The following is a 19,671-nucleotide window of genomic DNA, read 5'->3' as shown; positions in this document are numbered from 1 at the left end:
CCGGAGATGTCCTGGCTCAAGGAGCGCACAGGCTCACCGGCCAGGGCGACGGCGCCGGGGACGAGGGGGCTGCCGCGTCCGGTGCAGGCGCCGGCACCGGTGTGCACATGCATTGTCGGCACGAGGCCATCCCAGCGGGGGCCGCCCTGACGTACGGCGTGCCACCGCCCTGTGCGGGTGGTGGCACGCCGGATCAGATGCAATCAGTGGCGGGGTCGGTTCAGCGGCGGTAGCCCCAGGAGTGGGTGTCCACGGTGCGGCCGTGGTCGTCGCGCAGGGTGGCCTTGTCGGCGTAGTTGCTCCAGATGTAGTCCCGGCTGTCCTGGTAGACGTCCCGGCGGGTGTCATCGCCGCGCCCGGTGTGGACACGGACCGTGGCCCGGCCCGCCAGGCGCAGGTCGTCGAAGCGGTACAGGTTGCCCTCACGGTCCCAGAGCGTCCACCCGTCCAGATCGACCGCGCGGCGGCCGGTGTTGGTGACCTCCACCCACTCCCTGTTCAGGGACTGGTTCGACCAGTCGTCGCGACCGGGGCTGTCGTACTGGATGTCGCCGAGGACGACGTTGGAGTACGACTGGTGGCGGCCGTACCCGTGGCCGTGGTTGCTGTCGGCGGAAGCCGGCATCGCCACCACGGCGACAACGGAACCGGCCGCCAGAGCGGTAGCGGCAATGCGGCGGACGGTACGGGAAGCAGACATTGACGTCCTCTCAAGTAAAGGCGCCCAGGACCTGGTCAAGGGCCATGCTGCGCGGTGCGGGCCCCGGCCCTTCAGGCCGAGAACCCACAGCCTGCGGCACCTCCCCCACCGCCGACAGCAACACCGGTCCGCGTTACTGAATGCGGACATTTCCGTAACTATCGACTGCGTGAATCACACACCGCGCCCGGACGTGGCCCTGACACCGACTGCCGGATGCACGCACCCGCCCCACAGCCGGGAGCAAGCCATTTCCAGCTCCCCCGCACGCCTTGCCGCACCACCTTGTGAGCCACCCATCCAGCAGCACGCCCATCGGTAACAGCCACAACACTGTGCAATCCAGACACACATCGCACGACCGGACACCCGATCGACGCGGCCCGGTTTGCCGGGGTCCCGGCCAGGCGCGCGACCAGCTCACGGCCGACGGGCGGTCAGGGAGTGCGGCAATCGCGAGCGGGAACGGCGCGGCCTCCGGGGCCAGACGTGGGCATGTGAGGTCATCGGCGCAGCGGCCCGCAGCCCTGCCGCGGCACGGTCCGGCTGCGGGATCGCCCCAGGTTCATCGGGTCTGGTCGGTCGGTCGGATCAGGATCTCGTTGACGGCGACGCGTTCGGGCTGGGTGACTGCGTAGACGACTGCGGCGGCGATGTCCTCGGGCTGGAGGGTTCGCATCGACTCGGCCATGCTCTTGGCCGCGGCCTGGATGGCCGGGTCCGTGATGTGGCTGGTGAGCTCGGTCGCGACGAATCCAGGCTCGATGACGACGACGCGCACGCCCTGCGCGGTGACCTCCTGCCGTAGCGCCTCGGAGAAGGCGTTGATGCCGAACTTCGTAGCCGCGTACACGCTGCTCGTGGCTGATGCCACCCGTCCCGATGTCGAGGAGACCTGCACCACCGAGCCCTTGGTCTCAAGCAGGTGGGGCAGAGCCGCGTGGACCATGTACATCGATCCGAGCAGGTTGGTCTCGACCATACGAGTCCACTCGGTGGTGTCCGCGCCGAGGATCGGGCTGCTGAGCATGACGCCCGCGTTGTTCACGAGGACGTCGAGGGCTCCGAAGTGCTCAACGGTTGCCGCGACCGCATCATTCACCGACTGGCGGTCGGTGACGTCCAGTTCGAGAAGGAGAATCTCGCCAAAGGCGTCCTCCGTCAGGGTCTTCAGTCGATCGGTCCGCCGAGCTCCGACTGCAACCCGGGCTCCCGACTTCGACAAGGCGAGTGCGGTGGCCCGGCCGATGCCCGAGGACGCGCCGGTGACGAGGACGACTTTTCCTTCCAGGGTGGTGCTCACGTTTTCCCTCCCGGGGAGTCAGTGGTTCGAAGCCCGGGCCGCCAGGGGTGCTGGGCAGCCGGCACCGGTGAAGATGACCGGTGGGTCATGTTGACCCTAGCAGCTAACCTGACCCATCGGTCATGTTGTGATACGGTGCACAACAGAAGGAGGCACCGATGACTGCAGCGACAACCACTCCCGGCCAGCGGGCGGACATGGTGCGCAATCGACGCCTCCTGCTCGACGCCGCGGCCGCAGCCTTCGCCGAACACGGCCTGGAAGCCTCGATGGGCGAGATCGCCCAGCGCGCAGGCCTCGCCAAAGGCACCGTGTTCCGACACTTCCCCACCAAGGAAGACCTACTGGCAGCGATCATGCTCCGGCTGCTGGACCGGCTCGCCGGATCGGCAGGCCGCGCCCTCGAAGCCGACGACGCGGCCGCGGCGCTGAGGGAGTTCATGACCCACGGCGTCGAGGCGCTGGCCGCCGACCGCGCCTTCTGCGAAGTGATCGGGCACCCGTCACTGCAGCACTCCGAGGTGCGGGATGCGATCGCAGAACTCTGCGTCTCCGTCGAGGCACTCACCGCTCGCGCACGCGAACAAGGCGCCATCCGCAGCGACATCACCGGAACGGACATCGTGCTGCTGCTCGGCGGCATCCACCAGACAGCAGCGCCCCTGCTCGCTACGCAGCCGCAAGCCTGGCGCCGCTACCTCGAACTGGCCCTCGACGGGCTGCGCACCCCCACCCCGAGCGCACTGCCACACCGGCCGCCCCTGCGTCCGGAGCTCACCGACTCTGCACTCACCTGACCTACGAGGCCACGGAGTCCTGTCCCCAGGCCCTCACGCCCAACGCCCCCAACAGTGGTGGTCGAACTGACCGACCCCGTCGTCACCCCAGCCCGCCCAGGACCTGTTGCGAAAGTCGGTCTCGGCCGTATCGCGTCGACGCCGCGACGCGCGAGCTGTACGCGGGCCGCAGCCGGCTGACCGGTCTTCCGTTCCCCTCGTACACGCCCGACCTCAACCCGGCCGAGGGCGTGTGGGCACACCTGAAGGACAGTCCGGGCAACCTGGCCCCGTGCAGCATCGGCGAACTGGCCGCACCGGCTCGCACCCGAACCTCAGCAGCCGACGGAGCCGGGCCGGGCCCGGGCCCGATCACGCGACCACGTAGCCGCCCCCACCAGCACCGCCACCCCCAGCCCGTACAGGGGCAGCCACAGAGTTGTCGTGGCCGCCAGGCACTCGGCAACGGCCTTGCGGGCCTGGACCTCCTGCGCGAACGCCAGCGCAGCACCGTCACTGCCGGCCAGGTTCCCCAGCGCGGCCTTCACCTGGAGGGCCTCGTACCTGCCCATCAGCTCGCACTCGCTGCGTGTACCCGGCATCGGGAACAGCCAGGCCCGGCGCTGCAGCAGGGGCGCAAGTGCGATCGCCACGCACAGGCCGACGACCAGGGCGTACGCGACCAGGCCGCGCATGTACGCCGAGCCAATGCCCGGCGCCCACTCCGCCCGTCGCTGGAAGGCGAGCATCACTGCAAGGAGCGTCACCCCGATGAACGTGGCGAACCACTGCCACGACCCCTGAGCGAGCGCGAACGTCAGCACCGCGGCGAGTCCGATGCCGATGACCCCGGGAGCGGGAATGTCGCCTGCTGCGAGAGATGCCGGCCTCGGGGTCACTCGGGGGCTGGGATCACTCACGGGCCTCTCCTGCAGGGGGAGGCATCAGCATCCGCCGCGGGGCGCCACGGCCCTGGGCACCATGCCGTACAGGCCCGGCGCCTCGCCCGGATGGCCCGCATCCTGGTCGGCCGCGCGGGCCACCGGCCGGGGGCGCGCCTGGGCCGTCTCCGGGGCTCTTGTGGACCGGCGCCGCCACCGCAGCGTGTCACAGCGTCGCGGTCGTCCCCTCCCCGGAGGCGCTGCCCGCGAGCCACTGGTCCCATCCCAGGTTGAAGGCGGCGTAGCCGTTGTCGGCCGGCGCCTTGGCACGGGGCGAGCCGGTGATGGTGACGGGATCGCCCTGCTTCACCTGGCCGTAGAACCACTTGGCGTCCGACAGGGACAGGTGGACGCAGCCGTGCGAGCCGCGGGCGCTGCCGCTGCCCGGATTCGGGTCGCCGGTCGAGTAGTGCACGTATGTGCCGGACTGGGTGAGGTGGACGTCCCAGGGCAGCGTCAGGTCGTAGTAGTTGGGGTTGCCCTTGTCGCAGCTGATACCGACGCTGCAGGAGGTCATGTGGACCTTCTCCTGCTTGTCAATGACGGCCATCGTGCCGTTCCACGTCGGATACTGGGCGCTGCCCGCATTGATCGACAGGGTGCGCACCACGTTGCCGTTCCGGGTCACCTTCATGGTGTGGCCGGTCACCGAGACATCCGCGCGCACGTCGTCACCGATCTTGAAGGTGTGCGTGTAGCTGTGCACGCCGTAACGCCCGTTGCCGTTGCTGACGCCCTTCATGTCGGCGTCGATCTTCACCGTTGTACCGGAGGGCCAGTACTCCTTCGGCCGCCAGTCGGCGCGCTTGTCGCCGAACCAGTGCCAGGCGCCGGGCACCGGCTGCGAGGCGCTCACCTTCATGTGCTTCTCCACCGTGGCCCGCGCCTTGGCCGCGACCGGGTTCGTGAAGATCACCGAGATCGGCATGGCCACACCCACCGTGGTTCCCGTCTGTGGCGTGATCGTCTCCAGCAGCATCGGCGGACCCGCGGGCTTTGTCGGTGACGGCGAGACACTCGCGCTCGGCTTGCGCGACGCCTTTGCGTCGTCCCCGCTCGCCTTGTGACTGCCGCCCCCGCCGCAGGCACTCGCGCCCACCAGCATCACACCCGTGACGAGTGCGATCCCTATGCCGCCCTTGTGCCGTCTCACGACGTGCCCCGCTCTCTCGTACCACAGCCCTGACGGGCCCGACTCCCTGTCAGACGGCAACGGCGTGGACCGCAGTTGCGTGCGTCGCGTAAAGCGTGTCTCAAGACTCGCTGCGCACCGATCCCGCCCCGCCTGCGGCTCATGGATACCTTCCCGGCAACCGTCAGCAGTGTGACTCCTCCCCCTCGTAAACGAGGCGGCTTCTCACTTGACCCCACGGGGTTTCATGACGGCCAAGCCCTGACCGCTGCCGAAGCAGGATCGCACCGTACTACGCCGCTTCGCGGCTCCGAATCTCAGGATGCGTTTCCCGCCCGGCCTGAAGGCCGGGATTCCCACGCAAGATCAGGGATGGCGGTCGGATTCCGGGTAGCGGCGGCGCGGGACCTCGCGGCCGGGTGATGAACCGGATCAGCGGATCTCGGTGACCCGGTATTCCTTGAGCGCTGCACAGTTGGAGTTTTCCACCGACACGTACACGTTGGCGATGTTGCCGCCCCAACTCACGCAGTGGGCCTTGCCGTAGACGTAGGCCGGCCCCGCGTACGACTTGTAGTAGCCGGAGTCCCCGGCCCACTCGTCGGTGTCGGGTACGTAGATGTACGTGGACATGGCCTTGGCCGTGCCCGGGTTGGCGCGGATGGTCGCGACGCAGTTCTTGCCGTTCGAGGCGTTGTACGTCAGATAGACGGTGCCCAGCGAGCCGACGGGCACCGAGTTCACGGTCTTGTAGGCACTGCCGCAGACGCCCTGCGGTGTGACGTTGGGTGCGGCAGAGGCGGTCGTGCCGAACACGGCCGTGGCGCCCACCACCAGTGTGGTTAACGCCCCAACAGCCGTGATATTACGCACGCTTCCCATATTTCCCCCTTGCGTCTCCGAGAGCGGTTTGCTCCCACTTGATGTGACCCCCGAGCGGCAAGGATGGTTGTGCCGGCTGCACACAGAGATGCCGGGTGAACCTATGGCCCCAGCCGCTCCCGCAGCCCCTGGTACGCGTGGACGAGAAACGCCCCGAACGCGCACGCCATCAGGGTCGGTACGACAGCGATCACGGCCACCGCGGCCGGCATCCGGTCTTCGGCAACGACAGCTGGGCAGACTGCCTGGCAGCTCGCCGAAACTGGGACATGACCGCCGTCCGGAAGCGGTTGCCGGTGGTAGTGGATCGAGTTTCGGTACCGCGGAATCGTTCCTCTGGTCCCCCGGCCGCCGGGTGGCGACGCTACGTCGGATAAGGACCCACGGGCTGTCGTCCCGGCCGCGGCTTTACGCCTCGTGCTGTCTCAGCCATTCCTTCTCCTGCCCCGGGTCGGGCAGGACGTGGCCGGCTTCGACCGCGGAACGCGCGGGACTGTCCTGGATCACTACCAGGATGCGGCGTTCGGGTATCCCGGTGATGCGGGAAGCGGCCGCCGACAGCTCGAGTGCCAGGCGAGTCGTCTCCTCCTGCGGGTGGCCCCGGCGTGCCCAGCCGCCGATCAGGAGCGGCGCCCCGGGTTCTCCACCGACGTAGACGCTGTCCTGGGGCAGTTCGGAGAAGACCACGTTGACGTAGGCGGGCGGGACGTGATTGACCTCGGCGTGGATCCGGGTGATCTCGGCGGCCAGGTCGCCCTTGGCGCCGGCTCTCAGCGTTCCCTGGGCGGTGGTGCAGGTGTAGATGGGCATGTCGAATCCTGAGCTGTGGGAGCTGTGAGAGCTGTGGGCGTGCCCCCCAAGGCATCGGGGGCACGGCTGCGTTGGGGATGGTTCGTGGTGCAGGAGGGACCCCGGGGTGAGGGCCGGCGGCGGGGCCCTCGTGGCGTGTGGGGTGGTCAGTTGCTGTGGTCGGCGAGGGACTTGAGGTCGGTGACGGTGTAGGCGAGGTCGAAGTGGAATCCCTTGCCGGTGCGCTGGATGGGCAGGTCGGCAAGTTCTTCGCCGTGGGCGGGGAGGAAGGCGAGGTCGGCGGTGCCGACCCAGGCGTCGCTGATGGCGGTGTTGTCCAGGACGGACATGACCAGTTCGTGGACGGCGGGCTTGTCGTGCTGTCCGGCGGCCAGGCGGGGGAAGTGGCGGAGGTTGATCACGGGACGGTTCATCAGCGCGGTGGGGTCAGGGACCGGCTGTTCCAGGGTGATCTTGGCTTCGGCGATGCGCTGTCCGGCCGCGGAGGCGGTGGCGCCGAACTGTCCGCCTGGACCGAGGACCGGGGTGCCGGGGCCGCCGACGGAGTAGGCGCGGGTCTGGTGGACGGCGCCGAGCTTCTTGGGGAAGCCCTGGACCCAGCCACGGGCCATGGCGGAGTCGTTGTCGACGTAGATATAGGGGCACCACGCCACGGGGGTGTCGTTGTAGCGGGCGTCCAGGGTGATCAAGAACTCCCGGTACTGCGAGCGTGCGGGGTCCAGGTACTCCAGGCCGGTGGAGGAGTACTGCCAGTCGATGAACATCGCGACGCCGCGGCCGGCGGACTCCGGGTCGGGGGTCAGACCCTCGGGCAGAGTCGCCGCGGCGGCGGCCGGGTCGGTGAAGAACTCCACGCCCACCACGGTGCCGGCGTAGTGCCACGGCGGGGCGGGCGCCAGGTTCGCGATGCCACGGGGAGACAGTGGGACGGTGTAACCCTTCATGCCACGTCCTTCGGGAAGAGACAGACCGAAACGATACGTATCGTTTCATCGATGAACGCGACGGTAGCACGCCTTGACCCATGAGTGAAACGATACGTATCGTTCTGCTCATGGCACTCGTCTTCTCCTCAGGTTCGGTGGCCGGCGGGCCGCGTTCTGCTTCAAAGATCCTCGACGCGACACGGGGTGTCCTGTCGGGACAGGGGTACCCGGCGCTGACCATCGAAGCCGTCGCGGCGGCCGCGGGCGTCGGCAAATCGACCATCTACCGCTGGTGGCCCAGTAAGGAGGCGCTCGTCGCCGACGCGCTCGCCGAGATCTTCCGCGCCGAGGAGATCCCCGATGAGGGCGACACCCACGCCGAACTGCGCCACGCCGTCGACATGACCATCGACAACTACGCCAACGAGGACATGGCCGCCTCGCTGCCCGCACTGGCCGGCGGCCTTCTCCCCCACCCCGAACTCATGGCTCGGTTCCGGGAGGCTTTCCTGTCCCGCAAACGCGAGAACATCGCCGCAGCACTGCGCCGCGGAATCCAACGCGGCGACCTGCCCCACGACCTCGACACCGACCTCGTTCAGGACATTTGGGCCGGCACCATCCTCTACCGACGACTCATGACCGGCTCCCCCCTCGACGCCGACCTCGCCGAACACCTTGTCCGACTCGTCACCAACACTCCCCCGCTGCTCCCTCACCGAGAAGCGGAAGTGCGTCCAGTCATGGACCCGTGAACCGGGCGACTGCGCTCGAGCTGCGATCGGATGGGCGATCCACCGCCGCGGGCTTCGGTCCGCCGATGCCTCAGTGGGACCGTCGAGGCCCGGCTCCTCTTCCCTCACGTGCGGCATGCGCAAGAAGAGTGCGTCGCAGCCCCGCACCGTGAGGGGAGCAGGTGACCGTTGGGCTCTCGTCCCCGGTGTACCTTGCCCAGTCCACTCCAGGGAGTCCGGGAACGTCAGGTGCTGCGGTGTGGGCGGGGGCTGGGGTGTGTACGGGGCGTAGGCCGGGTACGGCGGTATTCCTGTACTGCGGGTGTCCGCCCTGCTGTCACCGTCCGTCGATCCGGCCACGATGCTCGAAGACACGGCGGCGTTCAGCGCGCAATCACCCAGCTCGGCGCCCAGGTCCCGGCGGCGTCGTGGCCGGTCGCTGTGGCGGCGAGGTGGGCGCGGAGGGTGGTCAGCGCTGGGTGGGGGTTGTCGCGGTGCCACAGGAGCGAGTGCGGGTAGACGGGCGTCGGGTCGGTCACCGGGATGCGGCGCAGGCCGTGGTCGGTGGGCCAGACGAGGCGGGTGTGCTCGCCCATGAAGGTGGCCAGGGCCGGGGTGTCGGCGATGGTGTCCAGGAGCGCGTCGGAGCCGAAGTTGGGGCCGGTCGCCTCGATGGTGAGGCCGAACTCGGCGACGAGGTCGTCGTAGTAGGCGGCCCACTCGGTACCGGGGACGATGCCGGGCATCCAGATCCGGTGCCCGGTGAGCTGGGTGAGGGGCACCGACCGGGCGCCCGCCAGCGCGTGGGCGGGGCCGGTGAGGAGCTGGAGCGGTTCGTCGAGCACCCGGACGGACTCGATGTCCTCGGGAAGGGGCCGGCCTGGTACGGCGACGGCGCGGAAGGACGCGTCGATCGCACCGGACCGGATGGCGGCGACGGCCGTCTCGATGTCGAACAGCATCACCACGGCGAGGTCGATCTCGGGGTGTGCGCGGTGGAAGCCGCGCAGCAGGCCCGCCGCCGCGCCGCGCGAGGCGATCACGTCGACGCGCAGCGGACGGCGGCCGGTGCGCACGGACGCGACCGCGCGCTCGGCGACGCGCAGCAGCTCGCGTGCGTGGGGCAGGAACGCCTGCCCGTCGATGGTGAGTTCGGCGCCGCGCGCGGTGCGGGTGAACAGCCGCACGCCGAGGGTGCGCTCCAGCGCGGCGATGCGCTTGGAGACGGCCTGCTGGGTGACCGCCAGCTCGGCGGCGGCCTCCTGGAACTGCCCCGCGTCGGCGGCGGCGACGAAGGTCCGGACGGTGTCGAGATCCATGCAGACACCCTATGGACACAACCATTGGTTGTGGCCGGCGGCTCTGTGGTTGTTTGATTCCTGGTTGTGGTGCTCGCTTTGATGCTTCCGATCGCGGATCGGTTGTGCAGGGTGAGTGCGAGGGGCGTCGGGCATGAGGAGCGGGCACCGGCTGGGACATCTGCTCGGACATCGGCTGGGGCCGCAGTTCGGGTGGCTCTGGGGAGCGTACGGGACCAGCGCGCTCGGCACGTGGCTCGCCTTCGGCGCGTTCCCGCTGATCGCCATCCAGGTGCTGCACGCCGGACCGGCCGAGGTCGCCGCGCTCTCCTGCGTGGGGGCTGCGGTGGGCGCGGCCGTGGCGGTGCCGCTCGGCCCGTGGGTGGAGTTCCGCCGCAAGCGGCCGGTGCTGATCGCGATGGACCTGGTGCGGTTCGCGGCGCTGCTGACGATCCCCGCCGCGTTCGCGCTCGGCGTCCTCACGTTCCTTCAGCTCCTGCTGGTCTCGGTCGTCGTCGCGGCGGCCGACATCACCTTCCGCGCCGCCTCCGGCGCGTATCTGAAGACGCTGCTGCCGGCCGAGGACCTGCTCGTCGCCAACGCCCGGTTCGAGTCCACGACCTGGACGACCACGATCATCGGACCGCCGCTGGGCGGCGCGGCGATCGGGCTCCTCGGTCCGGTGGCGACGGTGGTGGCCGACGCGGTCAGCTACCTGCTCTCGGCCCTGGGTATCCGCGCGACGGGCGGGCACGAGCCGCAACCCGAGCGCCGGGAGGCCGCGCGCATGCGGGCCGGGGACCTGCTCGACGGCTGGCGGTACCTCCTCGCCGACGCGACGCTGCGTCCGCTGTTCTTCAACACCGCCTTGTTCAACGGCCTGGTGATGGCCGCCCAGCCGCTGCTGGCCGTCCTGATGCTCGGCCGACTCGGGTTCGCACCGTGGCAGTACGGCCTCGCCTTCGCCGCGCCCTCGATCGGCGGGCTGCTCGGTTCGCGGCTGGCCCGGCCGCTCGTCACCCGGTTCGGCCGGCACCAGGTCCTGGTCGTGGCCGGGGCGCTGCGCGCGCTCTGGCCCGTCGGCCTGGCCTTCCTGGGGCCGGGCGCCGGCGGGCTGCTGCTGGTGATGGGCGTCGAGCTCGGGCTCATCTTCTGCTGCGGGGTCTTCAACCCCGTCTGCGCCACCTACCGCCTCGAGCGCACCGCGACCGACCGGGTCGCCCGCACACTGTCCGCCTGGGCGGTGACGACCAAGGCCACGACCGCGCTCCTGACGGCCGTCTGGGGCGTGCTGGGCGGCCTGCTCGGCCCGCGTACGGCCATCGGCCTGGCCGGCGTGCTCCTGCTGGCGACTCCGTTGCTGCTCCCCCGCCGCGCGGCAGCGCTTCTCTCCGAGCCGGAGCCGGCACCGAGCCGTACCTGACGGGCCGCCACGGCCGTCATCGCGATCGGGCTGCGCCGCCCCTTTTTTGAAGGTGCGTGACTTTCCGGCGGTCAGGGAGCCTGCTTGCCGGCGCAGTTGGGCGCAAGTTGTGGCCTCGGGTGCGAGAACAGCATCCGGTACGCGCAGGCGCTGGAGCCCGTCGAGGGTTACGCAGGTGGTGGTGTCGGGCTCTTGTCGGTCACGGTGAGGGGATCGGCGCACTGTCGCCATCCCAGATCTTGCGTGGGAATCCCGGCCTTCAGGCCGGGCGGGAAACGCATCCTGAGACCCGGAGCCGCGAAGCGGCGTAGTACGCTGCGATCCTGCTTCGGCAGCGGTCAGGGCTTGGCCGTCATGAGACCCAGTGCGGTCAAGTGAGAAGCCGCCTCGTTTACGAGGGGGAGGAGTCACTTCGGTGTTGAATGGCACCATTGCTGCTCGTGACGTCCGGGCCCGTCTTCCGCCTCGCGCGTGCCGCGGTGTTCGCGGCCGTGTGTGTGGCGGCGGCGGGGCTTGGTCACGCCCTGATGTTACGGACGGTGCCGGGTTGGGCGGTGGGGTATGCGTTCGCCGCCACGACCGCCGGAGCCTGGTGGGTGGCCGGACGCGGTGAGCGCGGTGCCTCAGCGGTGACAGGCGCCACGGTAGTGGCGCAGTTCGCCCTGCACGGCTGGTTCAGCCTTGCTCAGGCCTTCGCCGCCGCGCCCACCAGTACCGGCGAGATGGCTGTTGGCCATCAGGCCATGGATGCGATGCCCATGACCTCCGCAGCCATGGGGGGCTGGTCCACCGGCATGGCCTTGGCCCACGTCCTCGCCGCAGTGCTGTGCGGGCTATGGCTTTGGCGCGGCGAGGCTGCGGCTTTCCAGCTCGCCCGCTCCCTGGCCCTGTTCGTCTTCGCTCCCCTGCACAGGGCCTGGCGCGTCCACGTCGCCGTCAGTACACCGCCCGCCCCCGCACGCCCCGCGTCCTTCCACATCCCCTCGCGCTTGCCCCATCAGGCAGCCCTGTGGCACAGCGTCACGCGGCGGGGCCCACCGAAGCCGGCGATCTGCTTCTGACCGTCCGTCCCGCTCTGTCGCGGTGACGGGCGCAGTCCGGCGTGCCCGCACGCACCGCCTGCCCGGCGCCCTTCGGGCGCTTCGGCTGCGGCAGCCGTGTCACGCCGTACCGCCTTTGTGGCGGACCGAATCGTTGACTTCGCGGGCGCCCGCGCCCTTGCGCGCCGGGTGCCGATTGGGGATACACGCATGTCTTCAACACAGGAACAAGCACCGAGAGACGACCGCGGTGAGGCCGTAATGGCCGTGGCGGAAGCCGCCGGCCCCACCGGGCCGTCGCCGGCCGCGGAGGCCGGCCCCTCGCAGCCAGGTCGTTCGTGGAGGGGTGTACGAGCGCTGCTCGTGCGACTGCACTTCTACGCCGGAGTATTCGTCGCCCCCTTCCTGCTCGTGGCCGCGCTGACCGGGCTGGCCTACACCTTCACGCCCCAGCTCGACCAGCTCGTCTACGGCGACCAGCTCCGGGTGGAGCAGGCCGGCAACGGGCCGCGCCCGCTCACGGAACAAATCGCGGCGGCCCGGGACGCGCACCCGGAAGGCACGCTGGCTTCGGTGATCACCCCGCCCGGACCGGAGGACACCACGCGGGTGGTGCTGTCGCTGCCGGAGCTGGGCGACAAACAGCGCACCGTCTTCGTCGACCCCTACACCGCCAAGGTCCAGGGCGAACTGACGACCTGGTACGGCTCGACGCCTCTCACCACATGGCTGGACGACCTGCACCGCAATCTGCACCTCGGTGAGACCGGCCGCCTCTACTCGGAGGTCGCCGCGAGCTGGCTCTGGGTGATCGTCGCAGGGGGGCTTGTCCTGTGGCTGGGACGCTCCCGGGGACAGCGCGCCAGGTCGGCGCGCGGCGTTCTGCTGCCCGATCGCTCCGCCCGGGGCGTACGGCGTACCCGCAGCCGGCATGCGGCCACCGGCGTGTGGCTCGCTATCGGCCTGTTCTTCCTCAGCGCCACCGGCCTGACCTGGTCCCACTACGCCGGCGACCACTTCGGGCAGCTGCTGGACGCAGCCAAGGGCCACGCGCCCGAGCTGGTCACCACGCTGCCCGGCGGGGCCGAGGCAACCGAGGGCGAGCACGCGGGGCACGCCGGGCACGGCACGGGCCACGACTCGGCGTCGACGGACCCCGCCGATTTCGACGCAGTCCTCGCTGTGGCGCGCGACGCCGGGCTGGGCGGCCGGGTGGAGCTGACGCCGCCCGAGGACGCGGTGAGCGCCTGGACCGTGGCTCAGGACGATAACCGCTGGCCGGTGCAGTACGACCAGGTGGCCGTCGACCCCGCCAAGGGCGAGGTCACCGCCGAGAGCCGGTGGTCCGACTATCCCGCCCTGGCCAAGCTCAGCAAGCTCGGCGTCCAAGGCCACACGGGCCTGCTCTTCGGCCTCGCCAACCAGATCCTGCTGGCGCTGATCGCGCTCGGTCTGATCTTCGTCATCGTGTGGGGTTACCGCATGTGGTGGCAGCGGCGCCCCATGCGTGACGACCGCACGGCGGTCTTCGGCAAGGCCCCGGCACGGGGTACGTGGCGGCAGCTGCCCCTGCCGGTGCTGATCATCGGCGTCCCGGCCGTCGCCGCCCTCGGCTGGGCACTGCCCGTTCTGGGAATCACGCTGATCGGGTTCCTCGTCCTGGACGTGACAGCCGGGCTCGTCCGGCGAGGCCGCGCCGCGTAGCGCCGAAGCCGGGAAGGCCCCAACTGCCTCCGGCCCGGCACGCACTGTGCCGGGCCGGAGGCAGATGCCTGCGGCCGGCCCCGCACGATCCTGGGCCCCTACTACGAGCAGCTCGGCTTCACGGCCCTACGGCCGGGGCCCCAGCAACTGGCCAACCGCCGCCCCACGCACTCCCCCACGCCCCGTATCCGGCAGACCGACCCGCTCCCCCACCACCATGCGCTCCCCCGCCACCGAACCGGCCTACGCGTGGCCGGCCTCACCCCCGGACAAGCCACAGGGAGCAGAAACACCCGTTTCCACGACAGTCAGGTACTCGGGGATGTACCGGCCCACGACAGCGACAGCCACGCCTGACATCACCCACATGTCAGTGACATCCGCGTCATCCGCTCACACCACCAGCACGAACCCGTCAATTTGACGCACCGTCACTGACACCACCCCACTGACACCAGCCGGCGCATCGCAGCCGGGCGCGGTCGGCGCCGGTGCTGCCACTTGCCTTGTGGGCGGCCGTACCCGCAGTACCGTCCGGCATCCGTCATGCGGCGGTCATGCCGCCGTCGATGGCGAGTGCGGCTCCGGTGATGAACGTCGCTTCGTCGCTGAGGAGAAAGGCCACGAACGCCGCGATCTCGTCCGGCTGGGCGATCCGCCCGATCGGGTGCAACGCTCCGGCCACGCGGACGGCCTCTTCCGGCGGCAGGCCCATGTTGTTGCGGAGCAGGGGGGTGTCGACGCCTCCGGTGACAAGCGCGTTGATACGTACGCCGGAAGCGGCCACGTCGAGGGCGGCCGACCGTGTGAGTCCGACGACGCCGTGCTTGGCGGCGCTGTAGGAGGCCATGCCGGGGGCTCCGGTGATTGCGAGGTTGGAGGCGTTGTTCACAATCGCGCCGCCGCCGGATGCTTGCAGCACTGGCAGCTGGTACTTCAGGCTGAAGAAGACACTGCTGAGGTTGAGCGCCAGGTCGGCGTTCCAGGCCGTGCTGTCGATGTCGGTGAGCGGGCCGACGGCGGTGGCCGCGCCGACGTTGTTGAAGGCCCCGTCGAGGCGTCCGTGCCTGTCGACGACCTGCTGGACCAAGTCCGCGACCTCGGCCTCGGCTGTCACGTCGGTGGGTACGAAGACGGCGTCTGCTCCGCGGGCGCGCAGTTCGGCGGCCAGCGCGTCGCCGGCCTCCTTGCCACGGGCCGCGAGGACGACCTTTGCGCCCTCGGCGGCGATTCGCCCGGCGGCGGCCCGGCCCATGCCGGAGGTGGCGCCGGTGATGAGGACGACCTTGTTGGTGAAACGTGCTGGCATTGCTGACTGCTCCTGTTTTTCTTGGAGTTGGGTGGGATTCAGAAGGTGACGACGAGGCGGCCGCGGACGCCGCCGGCCGCCATCCGGCGGTGCGCGTCACCGGCCTCAACGGGGGAATAGGTCTGCGCGACCCGTGGGATGAGGACGGCCGCCTCGGCGAGTTCCCGGATCTGGTTCAGCTTGTCCGTGCGCCCGAAGTAGTCGGGGACAAACGTCGTCCGCACGGTGATCCTGCCGCTGTTCTCGAGCTCGTAGCCGCCGGGTTCCTCGGCACTGCGGAAGCGGACGAAGGTGCCGCCGTCGCGGACGGTTTCGGACAGTCGTTGACCGAGCAGCGCGACATCGGCGACCGCGTCCACGCCGTCGGGATACCGGGCGCGGAGATGTTCGGCGACGTTGGATCCTCTGGCCACGATCTCGTCCGCGCCGAATCCGCGGACCAGTTCCTCATCGGCGGGTGCTGCATCGGCTATCACGGTGAGTCCCGCGTGCTTGGCCAGCTGCACCAGATAGCTACCGAGTGTCCCGGCAGCCCCGACGACGGCGAGGACCGATCCCGCCGGGAGGGCCAGCAGGTCGAGCGTCCGCAGTGCGGTGAGTCCGTTCATGGGCAGGGTTGCCGCACTCGCGTGGTCAAAGCCCGCTGGTGCACGAACCACCCAACTGGCCGGCAGTACCCGGTACTCGGCGTAGCCGCCGGCGGCAGTCCCCAGGGGCATGAGCATCGCCATGACCGGGTCGCCCACGCGAAGTTCGGTCCCGGTCGCCGGGCCGACCTCGTCGACCACGCCCGCGATGTCCATCCCGGGAACATACGGGCCCGGAAACTCCCGGAGTCTTTCCGCATGCGCACCTGCTCGCAGCAGTGCGTCCGCCGGATTCACCGCGGCTGCGTGAACGCGCACACGGACCTCACCGGGCCCGGGGTGCGGATCCGGTAGATCGACAACCTGCAGTACGTCCGGTTCGCCGAACTCGTACAGTCCAACGGCTTGCACGTCACGACCCCTAGAGCAGTAACCAATGAATACCTTGTACGTCTTCCGTACCTGGTATCGAGTCTCGCGAACCACACGAAAAGCGACAAGAGGGCACTTCGAAGTGCGCAGGTATCCCGGAGGGAACCACCCCGAGCGAGGTCCGGCGTGACCCGTACCTGGTTCCCCGGCGGTACCCGGTTTCGCTCGTATACTTACTGCTATGACGCAGTCGCTCACGGATCCCGGCGACACAGACCCCGCTCTGTGCGAACAAGGACGCGACCTCATCCGCGACGTGCTGGAACGGATCGGCGACAAGTGGTCCGTAGTCGTGATCTGCAAGCTCACCAACACCACACGCGGGTTCAACGAACTGCGCCGCCTCAGCAGTCCCATCACCCAGCGGATGCTCAGCGCCACATTGCGCAGACTGGAGCGCGACGGGCTCGTAACAAGGACCGTCCACAACACCAAGCCCCCACGCGTCGACTACGCCCTCACCACGCGCGGGCTCAGCTTGCTGAAAATTGTCCAAGCTCTGGCCCGGTGGGCAGAGGACAACGCCGACGGAATCCTGGACTCAAGGACGATCTTCGACGCCGAACAGTTGTGACGGCCTGTCGGAACGAACCCACCGGCGCTCCCAGGGCGTGTTCGTAGTGCCGGCCGATGGCGGGCCGGGCCAGATCGCCAGTACCCAGATGGTGTGGTGGCGAGGTTCAAGCGGTGCAGATCTCTTCGAGGACGCACTGGTTGTACAGCTCGGACAGCGCGACGGTGTACTCGAGGAGGGTGCGGGTGCGGAGCGTGCGAGCGTGCCCCACTGGCCGTCGGTGCGGCGGACCTTGACCGAAAAAACCGAGATGGTCACGGAGCAGCGGCTGGCCGTCGTGGGACTCGTTGTCTCGTCTCACTCAATCGAGTCGTTTTCTCAACGAACCGAGTCGTTCGGGCTCTGTCTCAGTGAACCTGGGTGCGCCACGCCGCCCTGGCGCGGCTCACGTCCCACCCCGCGCACGGGAGGGATCCCGTGGCTCTCGACCGTCGAATCGGCCAAGGTGCAGTGGTGAGCACTGAAGAGAGTCCCGTCGAACACGACGACCGGTGGGTCCTAAGCCTTCGCGGGATGAGCGTGACCAAGATCAGTGTGGACTTTAGGCTCGTGCTGGCCGTCGGCTCGGACTGGGAAATCGCATTGGAAGCGCCAGTCAGGCTCTCGTACGGGACAGTCCATGCCAGCCCGTCCGTACTCCTGAATCCGGAGTCGCAGGACGTGGCCGCGGCCCTTGCTCTCTTCGGAGCGAGTGTCCTGTCGGTGGTCGCGTTCAAGTCCGGCACCCTGCGTCTCGTTTTCGACACAGGCCACCACCTGACTTGCTCATCCGATCCGTCTTTCGAAGCGTGGCAGGTCACGGGCCCAGCGCAATGGCGCTTCGTGTCTCTGCCGGGAGGCGACCTCGGTGTCTGGTCCGGCTCAGGAACAAGCGAGTCCTAGCCTCGAGACGTGCAGTCTGTCTCAACGAACCGAGTCCACGCGTCTCACTCAATCCTCGCGGTGCATGTAGCCGAGCATCGAGCGGGAGTGGCGGGCCCAACCGCCCTGGCCGGCGATGGCGATGCCGTTACGACCGCGCCCGCATCCTGCTCACTCACCACGGCGACGGGCCGCGGCTACCCGGCTGCGGTATTCCTCGGCCCCCCGCCTCGGCGAGGCCGTCCGCGAACGTGATCACGACCAAGGCCGGGCCGGGCACAAGAGCCTGCGCAGCGTGCAGCGCTACGTTCGCCCCGGCCCGGCCACTGTGCACCGGGCCGCCGAAGCCCCGGCCGGCCCCGGCGCCGTAGCTGAACATCACTGCGACGCCGGGGCTGGCCGAGTGGCTTCCTGATTCGCTACCAGGCGATCTCGCCGGTCCGGTCGACGAACCGTCCAGAGCCGGCGCCGGGCTTTTCGGTTGCGAGGCCGACGATCGCGTCCGTCCCTTCGGTGACGGTCTGAGGGCCACTGTGGCCATTGAGGTCGGTCGCCGTGTAGCCGGGATCGGCGGCATTGATGCGGATGTCCGGCAGCGCTTTGGCATATTGGGTGGTCAGCATCGTCAGCGCCGCCTTCGAGGCGCTGTAGAGCGGCGCGATGGCAGAAGACTCGAACCGCGACGGGTCGTGGGTGATGGCCAGCGAGCCCATTCCGCTGCTGACATTGACGATGACCGGGTCTGATGATCGGCGCAGCAGCGGCAGGAACGCGGTGGTCGTCCGGACCACACCGGCGAGGTTGACGTCGAAGACATCGAGGGCGTCGGCACCGGTGAGGGCGCTGGAATCACCGGCGGGGCCGTGGATGCCGGCGTTGTTGATCAGAACGTCGATCGAGCCCTCGTGCTCGGCGACATCCGCAGCCGCGACGGTGACGGACGCGTCGTCGGTCACGTCGATGGGGACGAACCGCGCGCCGAGCGTGTCGGCGGCCTCCGCGCCATGCTCGGGGTTGCGGGCCCCGACCAGCACGGTGTGACCGAGTTCGATGAGGCGGCGGGCCGTCTCGCGGCCAAGCCCCTTGTTGGCTCCGGTGATGAAGATGATCGTCATGCGTTCATGGTGCGTACGCCCCCTGACACCCCGCCAGGGACGCTTCAACAGTAGGAGCAGCAGTACCACCCTCGATATCACCTTGATGACCGAGGATGCGGGACGATGGACATCATGACGACGACACCCGGGGCCGGGCTGGGGGCGATGATCCGCACCTGGCGGGAACGGCTGCCCCCGTCGGCCGCGGGACTGCCGGTGGGCCGGGCACGGCGTGCGGTCGGCCTGCGCCGCGAGGAGCTCGCCGACCTCGCCGGTGTCTCGGTCGACTACGTCGTGCGCCTGGAGCAGGGCCGGGCCACGACGCCCTCAGCACCGGTGGTGGCGTCCTTGGCACGCGCCCTTCAGCTGTCCACCGCCGAGCGGGATCATCTGTACCGGCTGGCCCAGCTCGTCCCACCGGCGGACGGCGCGATCTCCGGCCACATCCCACCCGGCGTTCACCGCGTCCTCACCCGGCTCGGGGACGTCGCCGTCGCCGTGTTCGCGGCAGACTGGCAGCTGATCTGGTGGAACCGCAGTTGGGCTGCGCTGTTCGGCGATCCCTCGTCGGTGCCACCGCGGCTGCGCAATTTCGCCCGCGAGAGGTTCCCGGTAGGTGCAGGTCCTGTTCGCCTCGGGCTGTGGCCTGTGACCGAAGTGGACCGGGACGCCACCGACGCCGCCGTCGTGTCCGACCTGCGCCGCGCCACCGGCCGCTTCCCGCGCGACGCGCGCCTGGCAGAGATGATCCGCGTATTGAGCGAGGGCAACCAACGGTTCGCCGGCCTGTGGGCGAGCGGCGCAGTGGCCGCTCACCGGGAGGACCACAAAACGATCGAGCATCCATCGGTGGGTCCGGTCACCGTGGACTGCGACATACTGACCGACGGTGACTCCGAGCTCAAGATTGTGATCATGACGGCCATGCCCGGCAGCGCGGACGAGACCAAGCTGCAGCTCGCCGCGATCGCTGGTCCGCGGGAATCCACGAACAGCTCGCACACACGCCGGTAGGCGGGGTACGACCGCGCCAGGCGGCTCGTACCAAATCCCGCAAAGCGCCCCAGGCTCCCACCGCAAGCCCCTGGTGTTGCCAGAACTCACAGACATCGCCCTCCGGCGAAACCGTGCGTTCCCCGCTC

19 protein-coding genes are annotated in these 19,671 nt (G+C 69.4%); 8 read left to right on the top strand and 11 right to left on the bottom strand.

Annotated elements, in window-relative coordinates:
• Positions 1-220 precede the first annotated feature (220 nt).
• Entirely contained in the window at positions 221-700 is a 480-nt protein-coding gene (locus tag OHA03_RS33810; RefSeq protein WP_267007481.1) for a lamin tail domain-containing protein, read from the bottom strand.
• Positions 701-1,265: 565 nt separating this feature from the next.
• The gene (locus OHA03_RS33805; RefSeq protein WP_267007480.1) at positions 1,266-2,003 is read right to left on the bottom strand and encodes an SDR family NAD(P)-dependent oxidoreductase; all 738 of its coding nucleotides are present in this window, start codon (positions 2,001-2,003) and stop codon (positions 1,266-1,268) included.
• 158 nt (positions 2,004-2,161) lie between these two features.
• On the opposite strand from OHA03_RS33805, the gene OHA03_RS33800 reads away from it, so the two are divergent.
• Entirely contained in the window at positions 2,162-2,800 is a 639-nt protein-coding gene (locus OHA03_RS33800) for a TetR/AcrR family transcriptional regulator (protein ID WP_267007479.1), read from the top strand.
• 314 nt (positions 2,801-3,114) lie between these two features.
• On the opposite strand, the gene OHA03_RS33795 is transcribed toward OHA03_RS33800, so the two are convergent.
• The 5 genes from OHA03_RS33795 to OHA03_RS33775 form a co-directional block, all read right to left on the bottom strand.
• On the bottom strand, positions 3,115-3,699 hold the full coding sequence (locus tag OHA03_RS33795; protein ID WP_267007478.1) for a hypothetical protein: 585 nt from the start codon (positions 3,697-3,699) through the stop codon (positions 3,115-3,117).
• Between the two features lie 187 nt (positions 3,700-3,886).
• The gene (locus OHA03_RS33790; RefSeq protein WP_267008254.1) at positions 3,887-4,825 is read right to left on the bottom strand and encodes a L,D-transpeptidase; all 939 of its coding nucleotides are present in this window, start codon (positions 4,823-4,825) and stop codon (positions 3,887-3,889) included.
• A 459-nt stretch (positions 4,826-5,284) separates the two neighbouring features.
• Positions 5,285-5,734, bottom strand: coding sequence for a spore-associated protein (locus tag OHA03_RS33785; protein WP_267007477.1), 450 nt, complete (start codon positions 5,732-5,734; stop codon positions 5,285-5,287).
• A 408-nt stretch (positions 5,735-6,142) separates the two neighbouring features.
• Entirely contained in the window at positions 6,143-6,544 is a 402-nt protein-coding gene (locus OHA03_RS33780) for a tautomerase family protein (RefSeq protein ID WP_267007476.1), read from the bottom strand.
• 146 nt (positions 6,545-6,690) lie between these two features.
• Positions 6,691-7,488, bottom strand: coding sequence for an acetoacetate decarboxylase family protein (locus OHA03_RS33775; RefSeq protein WP_267007475.1), 798 nt, complete (start codon positions 7,486-7,488; stop codon positions 6,691-6,693).
• Between the two features lie 80 nt (positions 7,489-7,568).
• Here OHA03_RS33775 and OHA03_RS33770 point away from each other — a divergent pair, with 80 nt between their 5' ends.
• Positions 7,569-8,225: a TetR/AcrR family transcriptional regulator gene (locus tag OHA03_RS33770; protein WP_267007474.1), complete on the top strand. Its 657-nt coding sequence runs from the start codon at positions 7,569-7,571 to the stop codon at positions 8,223-8,225.
• A gap of 362 nt (positions 8,226-8,587) precedes the next feature.
• Here the strand turns inward: OHA03_RS33770 and OHA03_RS33765 are convergent, their stop codons facing one another.
• Entirely contained in the window at positions 8,588-9,523 is a 936-nt protein-coding gene (locus tag OHA03_RS33765) for a LysR family transcriptional regulator (RefSeq protein ID WP_267007473.1), read from the bottom strand.
• 133 nt (positions 9,524-9,656) lie between these two features.
• On the opposite strand from OHA03_RS33765, the gene OHA03_RS33760 reads away from it, so the two are divergent.
• From OHA03_RS33760 to OHA03_RS33750, 3 genes are all read left to right on the top strand, one after another.
• On the top strand, positions 9,657-10,925 hold the full coding sequence (locus tag OHA03_RS33760; RefSeq protein ID WP_267007472.1) for an MFS transporter: 1,269 nt from the start codon (positions 9,657-9,659) through the stop codon (positions 10,923-10,925).
• Positions 10,926-11,365: 440 nt separating this feature from the next.
• On the top strand, positions 11,366-11,986 hold the full coding sequence (locus tag OHA03_RS33755) for a hypothetical protein (RefSeq protein ID WP_267007471.1): 621 nt from the start codon (positions 11,366-11,368) through the stop codon (positions 11,984-11,986).
• 189 nt (positions 11,987-12,175) lie between these two features.
• Entirely contained in the window at positions 12,176-13,669 is a 1,494-nt protein-coding gene (locus tag OHA03_RS33750; protein ID WP_267007470.1) for a PepSY domain-containing protein, read from the top strand.
• A gap of 544 nt (positions 13,670-14,213) precedes the next feature.
• Here the strand turns inward: OHA03_RS33750 and OHA03_RS33745 are convergent.
• On the bottom strand, positions 14,214-14,978 hold the full coding sequence (locus OHA03_RS33745; protein WP_267007469.1) for an SDR family oxidoreductase: 765 nt from the start codon (positions 14,976-14,978) through the stop codon (positions 14,214-14,216).
• Between the two features lie 38 nt (positions 14,979-15,016).
• Positions 15,017-15,976, bottom strand: coding sequence for an NADP-dependent oxidoreductase (locus tag OHA03_RS33740; RefSeq protein ID WP_267007468.1), 960 nt, complete (start codon positions 15,974-15,976; stop codon positions 15,017-15,019).
• Positions 15,977-16,178: 202 nt separating this feature from the next.
• On the opposite strand from OHA03_RS33740, the gene OHA03_RS33735 reads away from it, so the two are divergent.
• Together OHA03_RS33735 and OHA03_RS33730 are read left to right on the top strand one after the other, a co-directional pair.
• Positions 16,179-16,571, top strand: a complete 393-nt coding sequence (locus tag OHA03_RS33735) for a helix-turn-helix domain-containing protein (protein WP_267007467.1) — start codon at positions 16,179-16,181, stop codon at positions 16,569-16,571.
• 360 nt (positions 16,572-16,931) lie between these two features.
• Positions 16,932-17,453: a DUF6188 family protein gene (locus OHA03_RS33730; protein ID WP_323181296.1), complete on the top strand. Its 522-nt coding sequence runs from the start codon at positions 16,932-16,934 to the stop codon at positions 17,451-17,453.
• 398 nt (positions 17,454-17,851) lie between these two features.
• On the opposite strand, the gene OHA03_RS33725 is transcribed toward OHA03_RS33730, so the two are convergent.
• Complete coding sequence (locus tag OHA03_RS33725) at positions 17,852-18,547, bottom strand: SDR family NAD(P)-dependent oxidoreductase (RefSeq protein WP_267007465.1); 696 nt, start codon at positions 18,545-18,547, stop codon at positions 17,852-17,854.
• A gap of 105 nt (positions 18,548-18,652) precedes the next feature.
• Between OHA03_RS33725 and OHA03_RS33720 the strand changes: the two genes are divergently transcribed.
• Positions 18,653-19,543 carry a helix-turn-helix transcriptional regulator gene (locus OHA03_RS33720; RefSeq protein WP_267007464.1) on the top strand — a complete coding sequence of 297 codons (891 nt, stop codon included), beginning with the start codon at positions 18,653-18,655 and terminating at the stop codon, positions 19,541-19,543.
• Positions 19,544-19,671 lie beyond the last annotated feature (128 nt).

Source organism: Streptomyces sp. NBC_00154, from assembly GCF_026342835.1.
Lineage (GTDB): Bacteria > Actinomycetota > Actinomycetes > Streptomycetales > Streptomycetaceae > Streptomyces.
This window is presented reverse-complemented; position numbering and strand designations above follow the sequence as displayed.